This is a genomic window from Micromonospora sp. NBRC 110009 (genome assembly GCF_030518795.1).
Lineage (GTDB): Bacteria > Actinomycetota > Actinomycetes > Mycobacteriales > Micromonosporaceae > Micromonospora.
The window spans coordinates 4,924,609-4,940,722 of the sequence record NZ_CP130427.1 but is presented as its reverse complement, the minus strand read 5'-3'; the positions used below and the strand labels follow the sequence as shown (position 1 = coordinate 4,940,722).

Sequence of the window (16,114 nt, the reverse complement as noted above, 5' to 3'; positions counted from 1 at the left end):
CGGCAGCGAGCTACGCGCGGAACTCGTGGACGACCTCGATCCGGCCGACGAGGTGCTCGTTGAACAGGGGCAGCTCCTCGGCCGGGATCCACAGCTCGCGGATCTCCCTGCCGCCGACCTGGCGTATCGGGTAGCGGGCGGCGAAGTCGCGGTCCACCTCGAAGCGGGTCACGTAGCCGACGCCGGAGGCCGGAACGTTCCAGTCCCGGGCGATCATGACGGCGTAGTCTTCGGTGAGCACCGGGTAGAAGATCGGCTGGTCCGGAAGCCGGGGCGGCCACTCCCGCCAATCGGACGCCTCGACCAGCGCCAACTCCTCCGGCCCGGTCGGCCGCCACAGCGTGATGGTCTCCACGGTCTCCCCCTTTCCTGCTCGCCGATCGGCGCAGGCTACCGGCGGTGACGACGGCCCGGCCAACGGTTTCCGGCGGCCACGAAACACGGCGGCGGACTGTCGGTGATCTGGGGCATCGGCCTGGCCGCGGACGACCCGCGCGCCGCGGACCCGGCGCGGTGGCGGGGCGAGAACCTGCTCGGCTTCGCCCTGATGGACGCCCGCGCCGCGCTCCGAGAGGCCTGACCCCGGCACGATGGGCCAGGCTGCCACACCCGGAGCGACACTCCGCGTCCGAGGAGTGACGGCAGCGATCCGCTGCGCCGCCGGGTAACGTGCTGCGGCGTGACCGCTGCACCGTTCTCCCACTGCTCGTACTGCGGCTCCGCCTACCCCACCGAGGTCGGTTGGCCGAGGCTCTGCGCGGTCTGCGGCGAGACGGTGTGGCGCAACCCGCTGCCCGTCGCGGTGGCGGTGCTGCCGGTGCGGACGCCGACCGGCCTCGGCGTGGTGGTGGTCCGCCGGGACATCGAGCCGGCCCGCGGTCAGCTCGCCCTCCCGGGCGGGTTCATCGAGTACGGCGAGGAGTGGTCCGAGGCGCTGGTCCGGGAGCTGCGCGAGGAGACCGGTCTGCTGGCCGAGGCCGACGAGGCGCGGCTGTTCGCGGTGCACGGGGCACCGGCCGGCGGCACCATGATGGTCTTCGGTGTGCTGCCCGAGCGCGCGGTCGGTGACCTGCCGGCGTCCGCCCCGACGGAGGAGGCCACCGAGTGGCTGGTCCTCACCGAGCCGGTCGAGCTGGCCTTCTCCACGCACACCCGGGTGCTGGCCGACTTCCTCGCCGACCGGCGCGAGCCGTGACGGGATTGCGCACGTCGATCTTCGCCACCTGAGCCGTGACCTGGGCCGACCGGACGGAAACCCCGCCTGGTTGAATGCGGTGGCAGCGTCGCCGAGCCGGAGGTCAGTCGTGTCCCGTCCCCTGTCGTCCGAGGAAGCCGACCACGACGCCCGGCGGGGCCGGCAGTGGCTGGCCGGGGAGGCCCACGGCGCCGGCGTCGCCCGCGACGACCTGCTGGAGCTGGGCTCGGCCATGGCCGCCCTGACCGCCGCCGCGGCGGAACGGGAGCCGGTCGCGGTGGCCCCGGCGCCGGTCGGCGTCGACCCAGGATCGCCGATCGCCAAGCCGCTGCCGCCCGAGCTGCTGCGCCCGCTGGAGACCAACGCGGAGATGCGCTGGCCGGCGATGGCCGGGCAGGGGTACGTGGTGCCCAACGACCGCTTCTTCGTCCGCAACCACACGGTGACGCCCCGCCTGGACGCCGACGCCTGGCGGCTGCGCCTGTTCGGCACCGGGCTGCGCGACGCGCCCACCCGGGACGCCCCGGTCGAGTTCACCCTCGATGAGCTGCGCCGGCTGCCCGCCGAGGAGAGCACCGCGCTGCTCGAGTGCGCCGGCAACGGCCGGCGCTTCTTCGCCGACCAGCAGGACGCCCCCGCCCCGGGCGTGGCCTGGGACCTGGGTGGGGTCGGGGTGGCCCGGTGGCGGGGCGTACGGCTGGGCACGGTGCTCCGCCTCGCCGGGCTCACCGACGACGCGGTCGACGTGATGCCCGAGGGACTGGACCCGGACTACGTGACCGGCGGGGTCAACCTCGGCCGGGTCCGCCGCCCGCTGCCGATCGCCAAGGCCCTCGACGACGTGCTGCTGGCGTACGAGATGAACGGCGAGCCGCTCCCCGCCGACCACGGCTTCCCGGTCCGTGTCGTGGTACCCGGCTGGATCGGCATCTCCTCGATCAAGTGGGTGGGCCCGGTCGAGGTCTCCGCCACTCCCCTGTTCTCCCCGTGGAACACCCAGTTCTACCGGATGTTCGGTCCGGGGCACCCGGCCGACGGCGACGCCCTGGGCACCCAGTCGGTGAAGAGCGCGTTCGAGCTCGCCTGGGACGCCCACCTACCGGCCGGCACGGAGGTACGGCTGCACGGCCGGTCCTGGTCGGGGGCCGGGCCGATCGACCGGGTCGAGGTCGACACCGGTGACGGCTGGCGCCCCGCCGAACTGGTCGCCGCCGACCGGGGCGGGCCCTGGCAGCGGTGGACGGCCGCCTGGCGGCCTCCGGCGCGGGGCCGGTGGACGCTGCGCGCCCGCGCCACCGACGTGACCGGCGCCGGCCAGCCCGACCGGGCCGCCCCCAACGACCTCGGCTACCTCTTCGACGGGGTGGTCCGCCACCCGGTCACCGTGGTCTGACCGCCGCGCGGCCTCAGCGTCGCAGGTACGCGGGCGGGACGGTGTCGGTGAGCCAGACCCCGTTGTCGCTGCGGTAGAAGACGAAGCCCTTCTCGGCCATGGCGGCCGCCGCCACGGTCAGGATCACCACCGCGCCGCCCCGGCGGGCCCCGACCCGCTGGGCGGTCGCCACGTCCGGTGACAGGTGCACGTGGTGCCGGCGGCCCCGGCGCAGCCCCTCGACCCGGATCGCCGGCAGGGCGCTGTCGCTGGTGCCGTGGAACAGCAGCTCGGGAGGGCTGGCCGGGGCCAGGCCGAGGTCGACCGGGATGGAATGCCCCTGGCTGGCTCGGATCCGGTCGACGCCGTCGGCCCCGTGGGCCACGGCGAAGCGTCGCTTGTCGTTCCCGGCGACCACGGCGTCGAGGTCGGCCCGGGTGATCCCCAGCGCGGCGAGCAGGTCGGCGACCGACACCCAGCCGGCCCCGTCGAGCGTCAGGCCGAACCGGTCCGGCCGGTGCCGCAGGGCCAGGGACATCCGCTTGCTCACCCGGACCAGGTCACGATGATCCACACCGCCAGTCTGCGGCACCGTCGGGTCGGCGGCGACCCGAAATCAGCCGACCGCGGCCGAGGTCCGGCGCACCGTCAGCCCGGACGCGTCCACCACCTCGAAGTCGCTCCCGCGCAGGCCGCCGAGCGCGTGCAGCGCGTCGTTGTCCCAGCGGGGATCGGGCGCGCCGGACAGGTACCAGGCCGAGCCGTGGTCGGCGACGATCAGCCCGTACCGCTGCATCGCCTCGGCGACGATCCGGGCCTGCCGGGGCAGCCGCGAGACGTCCACCGAGCGCTTGAGCCGCAGCCGCTGGCCGAGCTGCGGCAGCCCGGGGTCGGTGGCGGACGAGGCGGAATGGGTGGCCGGCCAGGTCCAGCCGGTGCGGGTACGCGGCACGGTCACCCGGATGGCGTGGTCGATCCGGCCGGCGGCCACCTCGTCGTAGCGGACCAGCCCGGCCAGGATGGAGAGCCCGGCGGCGTCGGCGGAGGTCCATCCGGTCGGGCGCAGCCGGTTGGACCGGAGGTCGAAGACGGCGCCCGAGCCGGCCCGCCAGCCGCCGCCGGCCCGGTGCGCGTCGAACAGCTCGTACGCCTTGCACCCCGCCCGGTCCCAGACGATCACGTGCCGGTCACCGGTGCCCGCCGGCCCGCCCTCGACCGCCGCGTCGGCCGGGACGGGATAAGGCCCGGGGTCGCTCTCGCCGGCGTACTGGAAGGAGACCGGGACCCGGCGCTGCCCGGCGGGGACGACGGTGACCGGGATGCCGATGGACGCGCCCTGCCACGTACCGGAGCCGAAGTCGGCGTGCACGGCGGCCTGCGCGCCGATCGCGGTGACCATCGCCGCGGAGCGCGGGTGCGCGGGCAGCCGGGATACGTCGGAATGCCAGACGTTGTCCGCCGGGAAGATGGTGCAGGCCCGGGCGGCCGGGCTCGGCCGGGCACCGAGGCCGGCACGCGCGGGCGGCGTCGACGGGGCGACGGCCCCGGACGGCGAGGGGTTGGCCCCGGCCGGCGGGGCGGCGGGGGCGGGTGCGGCGGCCGGCGGTGTCGCCGGCCGGGAGCAGCCAGCGGCGAGGAGCGCGAGCGAGGCCGCGACGGCGGTGGCGCGGCGGGCCGACGAGGCCACGACGGCGGTGGCGCGGCGGGCCGACGAGGCCACGACGGCGCGGCGGGCGGTTGGGGTGGCCATTCCGAGCAAGCACCGGCGGCTGATCATTCGGTCGAGCAGCCCATCATCGTCGGCAACGACGCGCATGGGCTGCGCCCACGTGCACCACCGCCCGCGAAGATAGCGACGCTTGATGATCTCGCCCGGCTCGAAGAACATCGAGGCAGCGTAGCCAGTCCCGCGGTTCCGGCGTCATACCTTGTCGCTGCCTTTGGAGCTGACATCACAAACGAATCGGCGCCACCCCCTGCCAGCGCGAGAAGCCGGCAGAACGAGCCCCGCCTGGCCTGGGTGAGTCGTTTACGACATCAGGTCCACAGGCAGCAACAACCAGGTCCGCCCCTGGCACCCGTGAGAGCGTGGTTCTCGTGATTGGTCGCGTGTCGTGTGGCACCGATCGATTGATCGTCCACGGCGGTCGGATGCCGTGCGAGCGTCGCTACTCCTCGGACCTCACCAGGATGACTCTTCTCAAGCACGCTCTCACTGGGCGTTTTGATCACTCTCGCTGCATATTGCTGCTTTCGTGGGCCTGGTCGGTGAGGCGTCGGCAGGGTCGAATGATCACTACTGGGGCCAGGTTCGCCTGATTGATGTCGATGCGAGATGCCCTGCTTTGATCCGCAGATCGTGTCTGGTTCACAAAGTTCGGGAATCGGCGGACCCCGAGTGCGATCCACCTCGTGGTCCACAGTAGACATCTCGTATGGCCGAACGACCTGCCTACCCCTCCGACCTGTCCGACGCCCGTTGGGCGCTGATCGCACCACGACTGGACGCCTGGCGCCAGGCGCGCACCGATGCTGGCGTCGGGGGACGCAAACCCACCTACGACCTGCGGGAGATCTTCAACGCGATCCTCTACGTCAACCGCACCGGCATCGCGTGGCGCTATCTGCCGCACGACTTCCCGCCCTGGCAGACCGTCTACGGCTACTTCACCGCCTGGACAGGCGATGGCATCTTCACCCAGCTCAACTACGAGCTCACCGGACTGGCCCGCGCCAAGGCCGGACGCGCCGCTCAGCCGTCGGCCGGTGTGATCGACACCCAGAGCGTGAAGACCTCCACCAACGCGCCGCTGGCCAGCCAGGGCATCGACGCCGGCAAGAAGATCGTCGGACGCAAACGCGGCATCGTCACCGACACCCTCGGTCTGCTCCTCGCCGTCATCGTCACCGCGGCCAGCGTCACCGACAACACCATCGGCGTCGACCTCCTCGATCAGGCCAAAGCCGCGCATCCCGCCCTGGCCAAGACCTGGGTCGACGCCGGCTTCAAGAACAAGGTCATCGAACACGGTGCCACCCTCGGCATCGACGTCGAGGTCGTCGCCAAAGACCCGCACATCAAAGGATTCTCGGTGGTCAAACGCCGATGGGTCGTCGAACGCACCCTCGGCTGGATCATGCTCCACCGGCGCCTGGCCCGTGACTACGAAGCCCTACCCGACCACTCCGCCAGCATGATCCGCATCGCGATGATCGACAACCTCACCAAACGGGTCACCGACGAAACCACCCCAACCTGGCGAGACATCTGAAGATCACATCACTCACAAAATACGTGAATCAGACGCCCTCTCAGGCCTGGAAGTACTCGGGACCCCAGCAGGTCGCGTCCGCCGGCAACTCCCACCAGTGCGGCATCAACGTCGGCCGCCACGCCGGATCCGGCTGGAAGTCCATCCACTGACCGTCGAAGGGCGCGGCCCCGGCGCGAGCCAAGGCAAGCAGTCGTTCGCCCTCGGCCCGGACCTCGGCGGCCTCGACCTCATCCCAGAACGCCGGCTCGCCGGTGTACTCGGCGAAGGCGTCCTCGTCCTTCCACGACCACCTGCCATCCGGATAGACGAGCAGGTCGAGCTCCTGGTCGTAGACGTCGACCCCGCCGGCCCACCGGGTGACCGGACGCTCCAGGTTGACGTACCAGCCGTCGAAGTCGCCGTCGGTTCGCCAGCTCCACCAGACCGAGTGGGCCGCACCAGGCGGCATCAACATCAGAGTCCGGAAAGGCTGCCACGTATCCAGGCTGAGCATCGTAGTCATCCGCAACGACGTGAGCAGCGACAGCTTCCGCGTCGACTGGCCAGCGCCGTCAACCCGACGCATTGCCTGTGAGCCAGCCTCGACCCACAGCGCCAGCCCGCGCTCGTCGTCGCTGACCACCCGCCCGCACAGCACCGAGCCGACCCGGCCGTCCGGGTACAGGTGCCGACGGACGATCGTCTGCCCCCGCTCAAAGATCATTCGAGCACGATACCCAACCAAGGCCCGGTAACCCGGCATCTCGAACAGGCGTCCCAACGACCTGCCCCGGGTGGCCCGTCCGAGCGCGCCCGAGAGGTGGGCGATGTCGGGTCGCGTCGCGCGTACCTGTCCCGGGTGGCAGGCTGGTGGGGTCGCCGGCAGCGGGGCAACGACGGCCCGCTGGCAGACCCGTCGTGAAGGAGAAGATCGACCCGATGGCTGTGGACGTCACCACCACCGACGAATGGCAGGCGCTGCGCAAGCACGCCGAGGCGATGCGCGGCACACACCTGCGGGAGCTGTTCGCCGCCGACGGACAGCGGGGCGAGCGGCTCACCGGCGAGGTCGCCGACCTGCACGTGGACTACAGCAAGAACCTGGTCACCGACGAGACGATCGCCCTGCTCACCGTCCTGGCCGAGCGGGTCCGGCTGAGCGATCGGATCGCCGCCATGTTCGCCGGGAAGCACATCAACTCCACCGAGGACCGGGCGGTCCTGCACACCGCACTGCGGCTGCCCGGCGACGCGTCGCTGGTGGTGGACGGGCAGGACGTGGTCGCCGACGTCCACCGGGTGCTGGACCGGATGTCGGCCTTCGCCGAGCGGGTCCGCTCCGGCACGTGGCGCGGCCACACCGGCGAGCGGATCAGCACCGTGGTCAACATCGGCATCGGCGGCTCCGACCTCGGGCCGGTGATGGCGTACGAGGCGCTCAAGGCGTACCGGGACGCGGGGATCAGCTGCCGGTTCGTGTCCAACATCGACCCGACCGACATCCACGACAAGACCACCGATCTGGACCCGGCCACCACGCTGTTCGTCGTGGTCTCCAAGACCTTCTCCACCCAGGAGACGCTGGCCAACGCCAACCAGGCGCGGCGCTGGCTGCTCGCCGGGCTGGACGCCGACGAGTCGGCGATCGCCCGGCACTTCGTCGCGGTCAGCACCAACGAGCAGCGGGTCCGCGACTTCGGCATCGACCCGGAGAACATGTTCGGCTTCTGGGACTGGGTGGGCGGGCGATACTCGCTCCCCTCGGCGGTCGGCCTGTCGGTGATGCTGGCGATCGGGCCGGCGCGGTTCCGGGAGATGCTGGCCGGCTACCACGCCGTCGACGAGCACTTCCGCAGCACGCCGGTGGAGCGCAACGTGCCGGCGCTGCTGGGCCTGCTGAACGTCTGGTACACGGACTTCCTCGACGCCGAGACGCACGCGGTGCTGCCGTACGCGCAGTACCTGCACCGGTTCCCCGCGTACCTGCAGCAGCTCACCATGGAGAGCAACGGCAAGTCGGTGACGGTCGACGGCCGGCCGGTGACCTACCCGACCGGGGAGATCTTCTGGGGCGAGCCCGGCACCAACGGACAGCACGCCTTCTACCAGCTCATCCACCAGGGGACGCGGCTGATCCCGGCCGACTTCATCGCGTTCAGCCAGCCCAACCACGACCTCGGCGACATGCACGACCTGTTCATGTCGAACTTCTTCGCGCAGACCGCGGCGCTGGCCTTCGGCCGGACGAAGGAGCAGGTCGAGGCGGAGGGCACCGCGCCCGAGGTGGTGCCGCACCGGGTCATGCCGGGCAACCACCCGACCACCTCGATCCTCGCCCCCAAGCTCACCCCGTCCACGCTGGGCCAGCTGATCGCCCTCTACGAGCACATCGTCTTCACCGAGGCCGCGGTCTGGGACATCAACGCGTTCGACCAGTGGGGTGTGGAGCTGGGCAAGGTGATGGCCAACCAGCTCGCGCCGAAGCTCACCGGCGGCGCGCCGGACCTCGGCGACGTGGACTCCTCCACCAGCGCCCTGATCCGCCGCTACCGGGAGCAGCGCGGCCGGGACTGACGCATACGCCGGCGGCGGCCCCGGGTCGGGGTGGCCGCCGCCGGGTCAGTCGCGTAGCAGGTCGGCGTGGGCGGCGCGGAGCCGGGCGAGCGCCGGGTCGCCGGCCGGGGCGCGGCGGTCCAGCTCGGCCCAGACCTCGGCGAGCGCGTCGACGAGCGCACGCCGCTCGGCGGCGTGCCGCCGGCTGCTCTGCCGGTGCTGCTCCTCCAGCCGGCGCGACCAGCCGGCGCTGATCGCGGCGATCCGGTCAGCGTCGGCGCGGGTCTGCGTCGCCGTACGAGCGGCCGGGGCGGGCACGATCGCGGCGATCGGTCGGGGGTCGCCGTCGCGGGTGACGATGGTGACGGTGTCGGTCAGCTCGGCCAGGGCGACGAGCTGGGTGAGCCGGGTGCGGACCTCGCGCAGCGGCAGGGCGCGCGGCTGGGGGGACCGGTCGGCCAGTGCGGGGGCAGCCATGGACAGATGTTGACGTCCGGGTACGACAGAACTCCGCCGCCGGCTCGAAGGCCTGTCCCGTCAGGGCTTCCACTCCGGGGCCAGCACCGACCAGACCTCCATGTCGGCCCGGCCGTCCGGCCCCGGAGCCGCCTCGCGGAGGACACCGTCGCGGCGCATGCCCAATCGCCGCGCGACGGCGATGCTGCGCTCGTTGCCGGCCTTGGTCACCCACTCCGCCCGGTGGATGCCACGCTCCCGGATCGCCCAGTCGATGATCACGCGGGCGGCGCGGGTGACCAGGCCCTGCCCCTCGGCCGCCGGCTCCAGCCAGCACCCGGCCTCGCAGACGCCGGTGGTGGTGCTGAGCGACACGAAGAGCACGCCGCCGACCAGGGTGCCGCCCTGCCAGATGCCCCAGATGCCACCGTCGTCCCGGGCCCAGCGGTCGGCGTAGTTCTGCAGGACCTTGCGGGCGGACTCGGCGTCGGTGGCCACGAAGGACGCCCCCACCCAGGGGGAGATGTGCGCCCGGCACCGGTCGAGGTTGGCGAGAAACTCGTCGGAGTGCCACGGCTGGAGCGGCCGCAGCTCGGCATCATCAGTCAGGGGAAGAGCGAACACGCGGAGAAACGCTAGCAGGGCGGGAACGTGGCTGTCGGCCGGTCGGACGACGGGTGCCTCGGCTGCGGCCGGCCGGAGCCGTCAGGAGTTCATCTCGTACGCGCCGGCGAGGGCGACGACCCGCTCCCAGACCCGGGCGGTGCGCTCGGCGTCGCGGACCGGGCGGCGGATCTGGGTGAGGGCCCAGGCGGCCTGCTCGTCGCTGGTGGCCGCCTTGCCGTGCAGCTCGGTGGCGTAGCCGGAGAAGTCGCGGACCAGCAGGTCGAAGATCTCGTCGAGCAGGTCCGCGTCGAGGCCGGTCAGTTCCGCCTGCTCCAGGATCAGCTGGCCGTAGACGACCAGGGCGAAGAGCTGACCCAGGGTGAGCAGGAAATCCAGGTCCCGCTGCTGGGCCTCGTCCGGGGCGTGCGCGGCGAGCAGGTCGCGGAGACCGTCGGCCTGCTCCCGGAACCGGGCCACATTGGGCACGTGGGCGTGCGCGTCGTACGGGCCGCGCCAGTCGTGGAAGCGGATCGCGCCGAGGCCGCGGGCCGGGCCCTGCCGGAAGAGGAACTCGTCGTCGGCCGGGTCCTGCCGGGTCGGCACGGGCGGGTGCTCGGCCGGCCGGAACAGGTAGTTCGGCAGGAACTTGAGGATCAGCGCGAGGTTGACGTGCACCGTCCCCTCCAGCTTCGGCAGGCCGCGGATGTCCTTGGCGGCCTTGTCGAAGTAGGTGTCGGCCTCGAAGCCCTTGGCGGCGATGACGTCCCAGAGCAGGTCGATGACCTTTTCGCCCTCGGTGGTGACCTTCATCTTGGTCATCGGGTTGAACAGCAGGTACCGCCGGTCGTCGGGGCCGGCCGAGCGGAAGTAGTCGACCGCCCGGTCGCTGAACAGCTTCATCGCCACCAGGCGGGCGTACGCGTCGGTCAGCTCGCGCCGCACGTGCGGGAAGTCGGTGACCCGCCGGCCGTAGAGGACGCGGTGGTGGGCGTGGCTGACCGCCTCGTACATGGCGTGCTCGCAGATGCCGATGGAGGCGGTGCAGAGGTTGAACTTGCCGACGTTGACCGTGTTCAGCGCGGCGTCGAAGGCGGCCGGCCCGGTGTGCAGCACGTCCTCGGCGCGGACCGGGTAGTCCTCCAGCCGGAACTCGCTGACGTACATCTGCGCGTTGACCACGTTGCGGACCAGCCGGTAGGCGGGGTGCCGGCTGTCGGCGGCGAAGAAGACGTACCCCTCGGGGCCCTCGACGTCGGCGCGCCGGCCGAAGACGGAGACCAGCCCGGCGACGTTGCCGTTGCCGATGTAGTACTTGCCGCCGGTGGCCCGGAAGCCGCCCTCGCCGTCGGGGGTGAGCAGCATGTCGGTGGAGTAGATGTCGGCGCCGTGCGGCCGCTCGGAGAGGCCGAAGGCCATCACGTGCCCCTCGTCGAGCAGCGCGGCGGCGCGGGCTCGGGCGGCGGCGTTGCCGCTCTGCCAGACCGGGCCGAGGCCGAGCACGGTGACCTGCCAGGTGTACCAGTAGCCGAGGCCGTAGAAGCCGAGGAGCTCGCTGAGCGCGGCGTTGCGCGCGGTGTCCCAGCGCTTGTCCGGGTCGCCGCCGGCGTCGGCCGTCGGGGTGAGGAAGGTGGCGAAGAGGCCCTCCTTGGCGGCGAAGTCGAGGAAGTCGGCGTACCACTCGTGATGGTTGTAGCTGTCGACCAGGGCCTGCTTGCCGCGCTGCTCGAACCAGTCGACGGTGGCGCGCAGCAGTCGGCGGGAGGTGTCGTCGAGGTGGGCGGGGTCGTAGGTGGGCGGGTGGAACAGCAGCGGATCGGTCACGAGTCGGCCTTCCTGAGGGGGTCGGGGGCGAGGTCGCGGAGGGTGGCGAGGACGTCGTCGAGCCAGGCCAGCACCATCCGCTCGTACGCGATGCCGCCGCGCAGCACGACGTGCTGGAGCGATCCGCGGGCGTCCAGCGCGGCGGGGTCGGGGAAGTCGCGGCGCTCGCCGGCCAGGTAGCCGGCGAGGGTGGCTTCGTGGTCGGCGCGGTAGTGCTCGACCTCGGCGACCAGCGCGGTGCGGCCCGCCGGATCGTCGAACGCGGCGCCGCGGATCTTGACGGCCAGTTCGTGCCGGACCGCCTCCGGCTGCACCGGGGCGCGCAGCCAGGCGACCAGCGCGGACCGCCCGTCGGGGGTGACCGACCAGATCTTCTTGTCGGGCAGGCCCTCCTGGCCGACCTCTTCCCCGGTGATCCACCGGTCGCCCTCCATCCGCTTGAGCACCCGGTAGATCTGCTGGTGGGTGGCGGTCCAGAAGCGGCCGATGGACCGGTCGAAGCGCCGGGCCAGCTCGTAGCCGGAGGCGGGCTGCTCGAGCAGCGAGACCAGGATGGCGTGCTCCAGCGACATGCCGCCCATCTTGCTATGCAACGAGTTGCATAGCAAGGGCGGTCAGATGATGAGGTGGGTCCAGTAGGCGAGCCAGACCGCGAACAGCGCGCCCTGGAGCAGCGCCAGGCCGGCGGTCAGCCAGGGATCGAGGCCGGGCCGGCGGGCCCAGCGGGCCAGCACCAGCGCCACCGGGAACGCGGCGAGCAGGTAGCGCAGCAGGCTCTTGTACACCGACGGGCCCATCGACAGCGGCACCAGCACCACGATCACCGTGTAGACCAGATACGGCCACTCGGCCCGCCGGCGCAGCCCGACAATCGCCACGAGCAGCATCGCCACCGCGATCCAGACCCGCAGCGCGTCGGCCGAGTTGCCGTCGGTCAGCGCGTGCCAGGCCACCCAGAGCGGGTTCTGCAGCCGGATCCCCCAGCCCTTCTCCTGGGCGTGCTGGTAGGCGAACCAGTCGCCGCCCTGCCAGCGGCAGAACGCCATGAAGCTCAGCCAGCCGGCCGGGACCAGCAGCAGCGCCCAGCCCTCCCGCAGGTAGCGCAGCAGGGTACGGGGATCGAGGCGCCAGCCGTGCTGCCGCAGCAGCACCAGGGCCAGCGGGATCACCACCACGAAGCCGATCGACCGGCTCAGGGCCAGGAAGTAGCCGACGATCCCGACCACCAGCCAGCGCCGCTGCTCGGCGTACCAGAACGCGGCCAGGGCCAGGCAGACGAAGAGCGACTCGGTCAGCGCCGCCTGGAACAGGAACGCGGCCGGCAGGAGCAGCAGGTACCGCACGACCCGCCGGCCGTCCGCGCCGGACCCGTCCGGGTCGTCGCCGCCGAGCAGCCGGACCCCCAGCCGGTACGCGTAGTAGAGCTCGAACAGCAGCGCCACGTTGCTCACCAGCAGCAGCGCCCAGTCGGGGTGCCCGCCGAGCAGCGGCGCGACCGGCCGGGCCAGGAACGGGTAGAGCAGCGGGAAGCCGAACTCGGTCCACGGCCGGTCCAGCGGCATCCGGGCCAGGTGGTCGTAGAGGAACGAGTCCCAGGCGAACCAGAGCGAGAACCAGCGGTGCGGCGAGACGGCGTCCTGCTGGGCCCGCATCATCGTCTCGTCGGCGGGCGGCGCGCCGGGCACCCCGTCCCAGGCGGTCAGCACCAGCACGCCGACCAGGCTGAGCACGAGCTTCGAGCCGGCGAAGACGGCGAGCACGAAACCCCAGGGCGCGGGCACCCGCCCGGCCGCCGACACCAGTCGGGCGGGTGCGCCCGGCCGTCGCGCCGGGGCGGGTGCGCCGGCCGTCCCGGCCCGCCGCTCGTCCGCCATCCCGCTCCCACCGGTCGCCCCGCGACCGACCCCCGGACCGGGAAACCCGACCCGCATCCCCGTTCCGTCCCGGTTCACACCCGCCCGACCCGAACGGGTGACCGGGCCGCGGTGGCCTCGCCGGACGCAGGTGAGACGGCGGTCAGGACGGGTAAGGGCGGTGCCGCATCGGCACGCTGGCGGGGGGCGCGGACGGCATGGATTACGGCAACGGGACCGTGGTCATCGGGGCGGGACCGGCGGGGCTGACCGCCGCGTACGAGCTGCTGCGGCACGGGGAGGCGGTCCGCGTCTACGAGGGGGACGACGTCGTCGGGGGGATCAGCCGCACGGTGGAGCGGGACGGCTGGCGCTTCGACATCGGCGGGCACCGGTTCTTCACCAAGGTCTCCCGGGTGGAGGACTTCTGGCACGAGATCCTGCCGGACGAGGACTTCCTGCTCCGGCCGCGGATGAGCCGGATCTACTACCGCGGCGCGCTCTACGACTACCCGCTCAACGCCGGCAACGCGCTGCGCAACCTCGGCCTGCTGGAGGCGCTGCGCTGCGTCGGCTCGTACGGGCGGGCCCGGCTGCGCCCGCCGAAGGACCAGTCGCACTTCGAGGGGTGGGTCTCCGCCCGGTTCGGCTGGCGGCTCTACTCGATCTTCTTCAAGACCTACACGGAGAAGGTCTGGGGCATGCCGGCCGACCAGTTGCAGGCGGACTGGGCGGCCCAGCGGATCAAGAACCTGTCGCTCTCCACGGCGGTGCTCAACGCCCTGCTGCCCCGGCGCAACCGCAAGGACGTCACCAGCCTGATCGAGGAGTTCCAGTACCCGAAGCACGGCCCCGGGATGATGTGGGAACGCTGCACCGAGGAGGTGGAGAAGCAGGGCGGCACGGTGCGCACCGGCACCCGGGTGACCGTGGTGCACCGGGACCCGGCGGACCGGCGGGCCACCGGGGTGACCGTGGCCGACGGGGACGGGGAGCGGACCGAGCCCGCGGACCACGTGGTCTCCTCGATGCCGATCTCCGCGCTGGTGCACGCCATGCGCCCGCAGGCGCCGCCGGAGGTCCGGGCCGCCGCCGACGACCTGCGCTACCGGGACTTCCTGACCGTGGCGCTGGTGGTGCCGGAGGAGTTCTCCTTCCCGGACAACTGGATCTACGTGCACGATCCGGCCGCGAAGGTGGGCCGGATCCAGAACTTCGGCTCCTGGTCGCCGTACCTGGTCAAGAACGGGCGGACCTGCCTGGGGCTGGAGTACTTCGTCTTCGAGGACGACGAGATGTGGCGGACCCCGGACGCCGAGCTGGTCACCTTCGCCACCGCCGAGCTGGAGCGGCTCGGCCTGGTCCGCCGCGGCTGCGTCGAGGCCGGCTACGTGGTGCGCATGCCGAAGGCGTACCCGGTCTACGACGAGCGCTACCAGCACAACGTCGACGTGATCCGGGACTGGCTGGCCCGCGAGGTGCCGAACGTGCACCCGGTCGGGCGCAACGGCATGCACCGCTACAACAACGCGGACCACTCGATGCTCACCGCGATGCTCGCCGCCGAGAACATCGCCCACGACGCCGGCCACGACGTCTGGACGGTCAACGTCGAGCAGGACTACCACGAGCAGCGCAGCCCGTCGCGGCACGGCACCGGCCGGGACGCGCCGGTCATGCCCGCCCGGCGGTGAGGCACGCACGTGAGGGTGGTCATAACGGCTGGACGGGCCGGGCGGGGCTGCTGCTAGCCTTCTCGGCAGGTCATGAGCGCCAGCGCCAAGCCCCGGCTCGCTGGCCGGCAACCCTCCTCCGCGGTGGGGTGCCCCGGGTGAGGACCAGGCACCGGCAGCCACCGGTGCAAGCGTGGCCTGGTACCCAGGTCATCACCGACCAGGGAGAACCATGTCTGCACAGCTCCGCACCCCGCTCGCCGACGGCGTCGCCTACCCGGCCCGCTTCGCGCTGGTCAAGCGGCGGCACGTCGACCTGATGCGGGTGTGCAGCGACGCCTGTCGCCGCGCCGGCGCGCGCTGAGCGCCACCACCCTTCCCTAGATCCACCTTTACGGCTCGCCGCTGCCCGGCGCAGCCGTCGTCGGCGCGCGTCCGCGCCAACGGTGTCACCTCTGGAGAACAACGTGCGCATCCGATCCACCCTGACCCGCGTCGCCGCGCTCGGCGCCGCCGCCGTGCTCGCCGCGACCGCCCTCACCGCCTGCGGCGACGACGGCTCCACCAGCGAAGCCGCCAACCCGTACGGCCTGCTCCAGGCCGGCGTGCTGCGGACCGGCACGCTCACCGACGCCCCGCCGAACGTGTACCTGAAGGACGGCAAGTTCACCGGCTTCGACAACGACCTGCTGACCGCGGTCGCCGCCAAGGTGGGCCTGAAGGTCGAGTTCGTGGGCACCGACTTCTCGGCCCTGCTGGCGCAGGTCAACAACCACAAGTTCGACGTCGGCAGCTCCTCCATCACGATCACCGAGGCGCGGAAGAAGACCGTCGACTTCGGCAACGGCTACGACTTCGGCTACTTCGGACTCGACGTGCCGGCCGGCTCGTCGATCACCGGCTTCGACCAGCTCGCCGGCAAGCGGGTGGTGGTCGTGCAGGGCACCGTGCAGGACGACTACGCCACCAAGCAGAACCTGAACCCGGTGCGGGTGCCCGACTACAACGGTGCGGTCAACCAGCTCAAGGCCGGGACCGCCGACGCCTGGATCGCCCCGGCCGAGATCGGCGACACGTCGGCCGCCGACAGCAACGGCAAGATCAAGGTGGCCGCCAAGCAGCTCAGCCCCGCCCCGACCGCGTACGCCGTGGGCAAGGGCAACGACAAGCTGCGGGAGGCGCTGAACAAGGGCCTCGACGAGGTGATCGCCGACGGCACCTGGAGCAAGCTCCAGGCGCAGTACTACCCCGGCCGGCCCATCCCGGCCGACTTCAAGCCGGGCAGCGGCACGGTCGCCGTGCCGTCGCCGTCGGCGGCCTCCTGACCGGAG

General features: G+C 72.1%; 16 protein-coding genes, 1 pseudogene and 1 riboswitch. Of the genes and pseudogenes, 8 read left to right on the top strand and 9 right to left on the bottom strand.

Translation table 11 applies throughout. From position 1 onward, the window contains the following. Window positions 1-10: 10 nt before the first annotated feature. Window positions 11-355: an ADP-ribosylation/crystallin J1 gene (locus Q2K19_RS23405; RefSeq protein ID WP_302763731.1), complete on the bottom strand. Its 345-nt coding sequence runs from the start codon at window positions 353-355 to the stop codon at window positions 11-13. 105 nt (window positions 356-460) lie between these two features. Here Q2K19_RS23405 and Q2K19_RS23400 point away from each other — a divergent pair. The 3 genes and pseudogenes from Q2K19_RS23400 to Q2K19_RS23390 form a co-directional block, all read left to right on the top strand. After that, window positions 461-580: pseudogene (locus Q2K19_RS23400) on the top strand (NADAR domain-containing protein); the annotation flags it as partial. 99 nt (window positions 581-679) lie between these two features. Further along, window positions 680-1,195 carry an NUDIX domain-containing protein gene (locus tag Q2K19_RS23395; protein ID WP_302763728.1) on the top strand — a complete coding sequence of 172 codons (516 nt, stop codon included), beginning with the start codon at window positions 680-682 and terminating at the stop codon, window positions 1,193-1,195. Window positions 1,196-1,304: 109 nt separating this feature from the next. Further along, complete coding sequence (locus Q2K19_RS23390; protein ID WP_302763726.1) at window positions 1,305-2,588, top strand: sulfite oxidase; 1,284 nt, start codon at window positions 1,305-1,307, stop codon at window positions 2,586-2,588. Window positions 2,589-2,601: 13 nt separating this feature from the next. Here Q2K19_RS23390 and Q2K19_RS23385 read toward each other — a convergent pair whose 3' ends face one another. Both Q2K19_RS23385 and Q2K19_RS23380 read right to left on the bottom strand, forming a co-directional pair. Then, window positions 2,602-3,141 (bottom strand): RNA 2'-phosphotransferase, encoded by a 540-nt coding sequence (locus Q2K19_RS23385; RefSeq protein WP_302763724.1) that lies wholly within the window; start codon window positions 3,139-3,141, stop codon window positions 2,602-2,604. A gap of 42 nt (window positions 3,142-3,183) precedes the next feature. Next, entirely contained in the window at window positions 3,184-4,455 is a 1,272-nt protein-coding gene (locus Q2K19_RS23380; RefSeq protein WP_302763722.1) for a hypothetical protein, read from the bottom strand. Window positions 4,456-5,002: 547 nt separating this feature from the next. Here Q2K19_RS23380 and Q2K19_RS23375 point away from each other — a divergent pair. Further along, the gene (locus Q2K19_RS23375; RefSeq protein ID WP_302763719.1) at window positions 5,003-5,839 is read left to right on the top strand and encodes an IS5 family transposase; all 837 of its coding nucleotides are present in this window, start codon (window positions 5,003-5,005) and stop codon (window positions 5,837-5,839) included. Window positions 5,840-5,879: 40 nt separating this feature from the next. Here Q2K19_RS23375 and Q2K19_RS23370 read toward each other — a convergent pair whose 3' ends face one another. Continuing rightward, the gene (locus tag Q2K19_RS23370) at window positions 5,880-6,545 is read right to left on the bottom strand and encodes a DUF402 domain-containing protein (protein ID WP_302763717.1); all 666 of its coding nucleotides are present in this window, start codon (window positions 6,543-6,545) and stop codon (window positions 5,880-5,882) included. A 215-nt stretch (window positions 6,546-6,760) separates the two neighbouring features. Between Q2K19_RS23370 and pgi the strand changes: the two genes are divergently transcribed. After that, entirely contained in the window at window positions 6,761-8,395 is a 1,635-nt protein-coding gene (gene pgi, locus Q2K19_RS23365) for a glucose-6-phosphate isomerase (protein ID WP_302772722.1), read from the top strand. A gap of 45 nt (window positions 8,396-8,440) precedes the next feature. Here the strand turns inward: pgi and Q2K19_RS23360 are convergent, their stop codons facing one another. The 5 genes from Q2K19_RS23360 to Q2K19_RS23340 all read right to left on the bottom strand — a co-directional run bounded on the left by Q2K19_RS23360 (window position 8,441) and on the right by Q2K19_RS23340 (window position 13,131). Continuing rightward, complete coding sequence (locus tag Q2K19_RS23360; protein WP_302763716.1) at window positions 8,441-8,851, bottom strand: type II toxin-antitoxin system Phd/YefM family antitoxin; 411 nt, start codon at window positions 8,849-8,851, stop codon at window positions 8,441-8,443. A gap of 60 nt (window positions 8,852-8,911) precedes the next feature. Beyond that, window positions 8,912-9,454, bottom strand: coding sequence for a GNAT family N-acetyltransferase (locus Q2K19_RS23355; RefSeq protein WP_302763714.1), 543 nt, complete (start codon window positions 9,452-9,454; stop codon window positions 8,912-8,914). Between the two features lie 81 nt (window positions 9,455-9,535). Then, window positions 9,536-11,257 (bottom strand): acyl-CoA dehydrogenase family protein, encoded by a 1,722-nt coding sequence (locus Q2K19_RS23350; protein WP_302763712.1) that lies wholly within the window; start codon window positions 11,255-11,257, stop codon window positions 9,536-9,538. Next, entirely contained in the window at window positions 11,254-11,829 is a 576-nt protein-coding gene (locus Q2K19_RS23345) for a PadR family transcriptional regulator (RefSeq protein WP_302763709.1), read from the bottom strand. The genes Q2K19_RS23350 and Q2K19_RS23345 overlap by 4 nt, the downstream gene beginning before the upstream one ends. A 42-nt stretch (window positions 11,830-11,871) precedes the next feature. Beyond that, the gene (locus tag Q2K19_RS23340) at window positions 11,872-13,131 is read right to left on the bottom strand and encodes a hypothetical protein (RefSeq protein ID WP_302763707.1); all 1,260 of its coding nucleotides are present in this window, start codon (window positions 13,129-13,131) and stop codon (window positions 11,872-11,874) included. Window positions 13,132-13,328: 197 nt separating this feature from the next. Between Q2K19_RS23340 and Q2K19_RS23335 the strand changes: the two genes are divergently transcribed. From Q2K19_RS23335 to Q2K19_RS23325, 3 genes are all read left to right on the top strand, one after another. Then, window positions 13,329-14,804, top strand: a complete 1,476-nt coding sequence (locus Q2K19_RS23335; RefSeq protein ID WP_302763704.1) for an NAD(P)/FAD-dependent oxidoreductase — start codon at window positions 13,329-13,331, stop codon at window positions 14,802-14,804. 68 nt (window positions 14,805-14,872) lie between these two features. Beyond that, window positions 14,873-14,983: riboswitch (SAM riboswitch) on the top strand. Window positions 14,984-15,015: 32 nt separating this feature from the next. Continuing rightward, window positions 15,016-15,147, top strand: coding sequence for a hypothetical protein (locus Q2K19_RS23330; RefSeq protein ID WP_302763702.1), 132 nt, complete (start codon window positions 15,016-15,018; stop codon window positions 15,145-15,147). Between the two features lie 103 nt (window positions 15,148-15,250). Continuing rightward, window positions 15,251-16,108 carry an ABC transporter substrate-binding protein gene (locus Q2K19_RS23325; RefSeq protein WP_302763701.1) on the top strand — a complete coding sequence of 286 codons (858 nt, stop codon included), beginning with the start codon at window positions 15,251-15,253 and terminating at the stop codon, window positions 16,106-16,108. Window positions 16,109-16,114 lie beyond the last annotated feature (6 nt).

Coding starts and splice junctions, on each gene's coding strand:
- pgi (WP_302772722.1), top strand. CDS start 6,761: ATGGCTGTGGACGTCACCACCACCGACGAATGGCAGGCGCTGCGCAAG.
- Q2K19_RS23380 (WP_302763722.1), bottom strand. CDS start 4,455: ATGTTCTTCGAGCCGGGCGAGATCATCAAGCGTCGCTATCTTCGCGGG.
- Q2K19_RS23370 (WP_302763717.1), bottom strand. CDS start 6,545: ATGATCTTTGAGCGGGGGCAGACGATCGTCCGTCGGCACCTGTACCCG.
- Q2K19_RS23360 (WP_302763716.1), bottom strand. CDS start 8,851: ATGGCTGCCCCCGCACTGGCCGACCGGTCCCCCCAGCCGCGCGCCCTG.
- Q2K19_RS23375 (WP_302763719.1), top strand. CDS start 5,003: ATGGCCGAACGACCTGCCTACCCCTCCGACCTGTCCGACGCCCGTTGG.
- Q2K19_RS23345 (WP_302763709.1), bottom strand. CDS start 11,829: ATGTCGCTGGAGCACGCCATCCTGGTCTCGCTGCTCGAGCAGCCCGCC.
- Q2K19_RS23335 (WP_302763704.1), top strand. CDS start 13,329: ATGGATTACGGCAACGGGACCGTGGTCATCGGGGCGGGACCGGCGGGG.
- Q2K19_RS23330 (WP_302763702.1), top strand. CDS start 15,016: ATGTCTGCACAGCTCCGCACCCCGCTCGCCGACGGCGTCGCCTACCCG.
- Q2K19_RS23340 (WP_302763707.1), bottom strand. CDS start 13,131: ATGGCGGACGAGCGGCGGGCCGGGACGGCCGGCGCACCCGCCCCGGCG.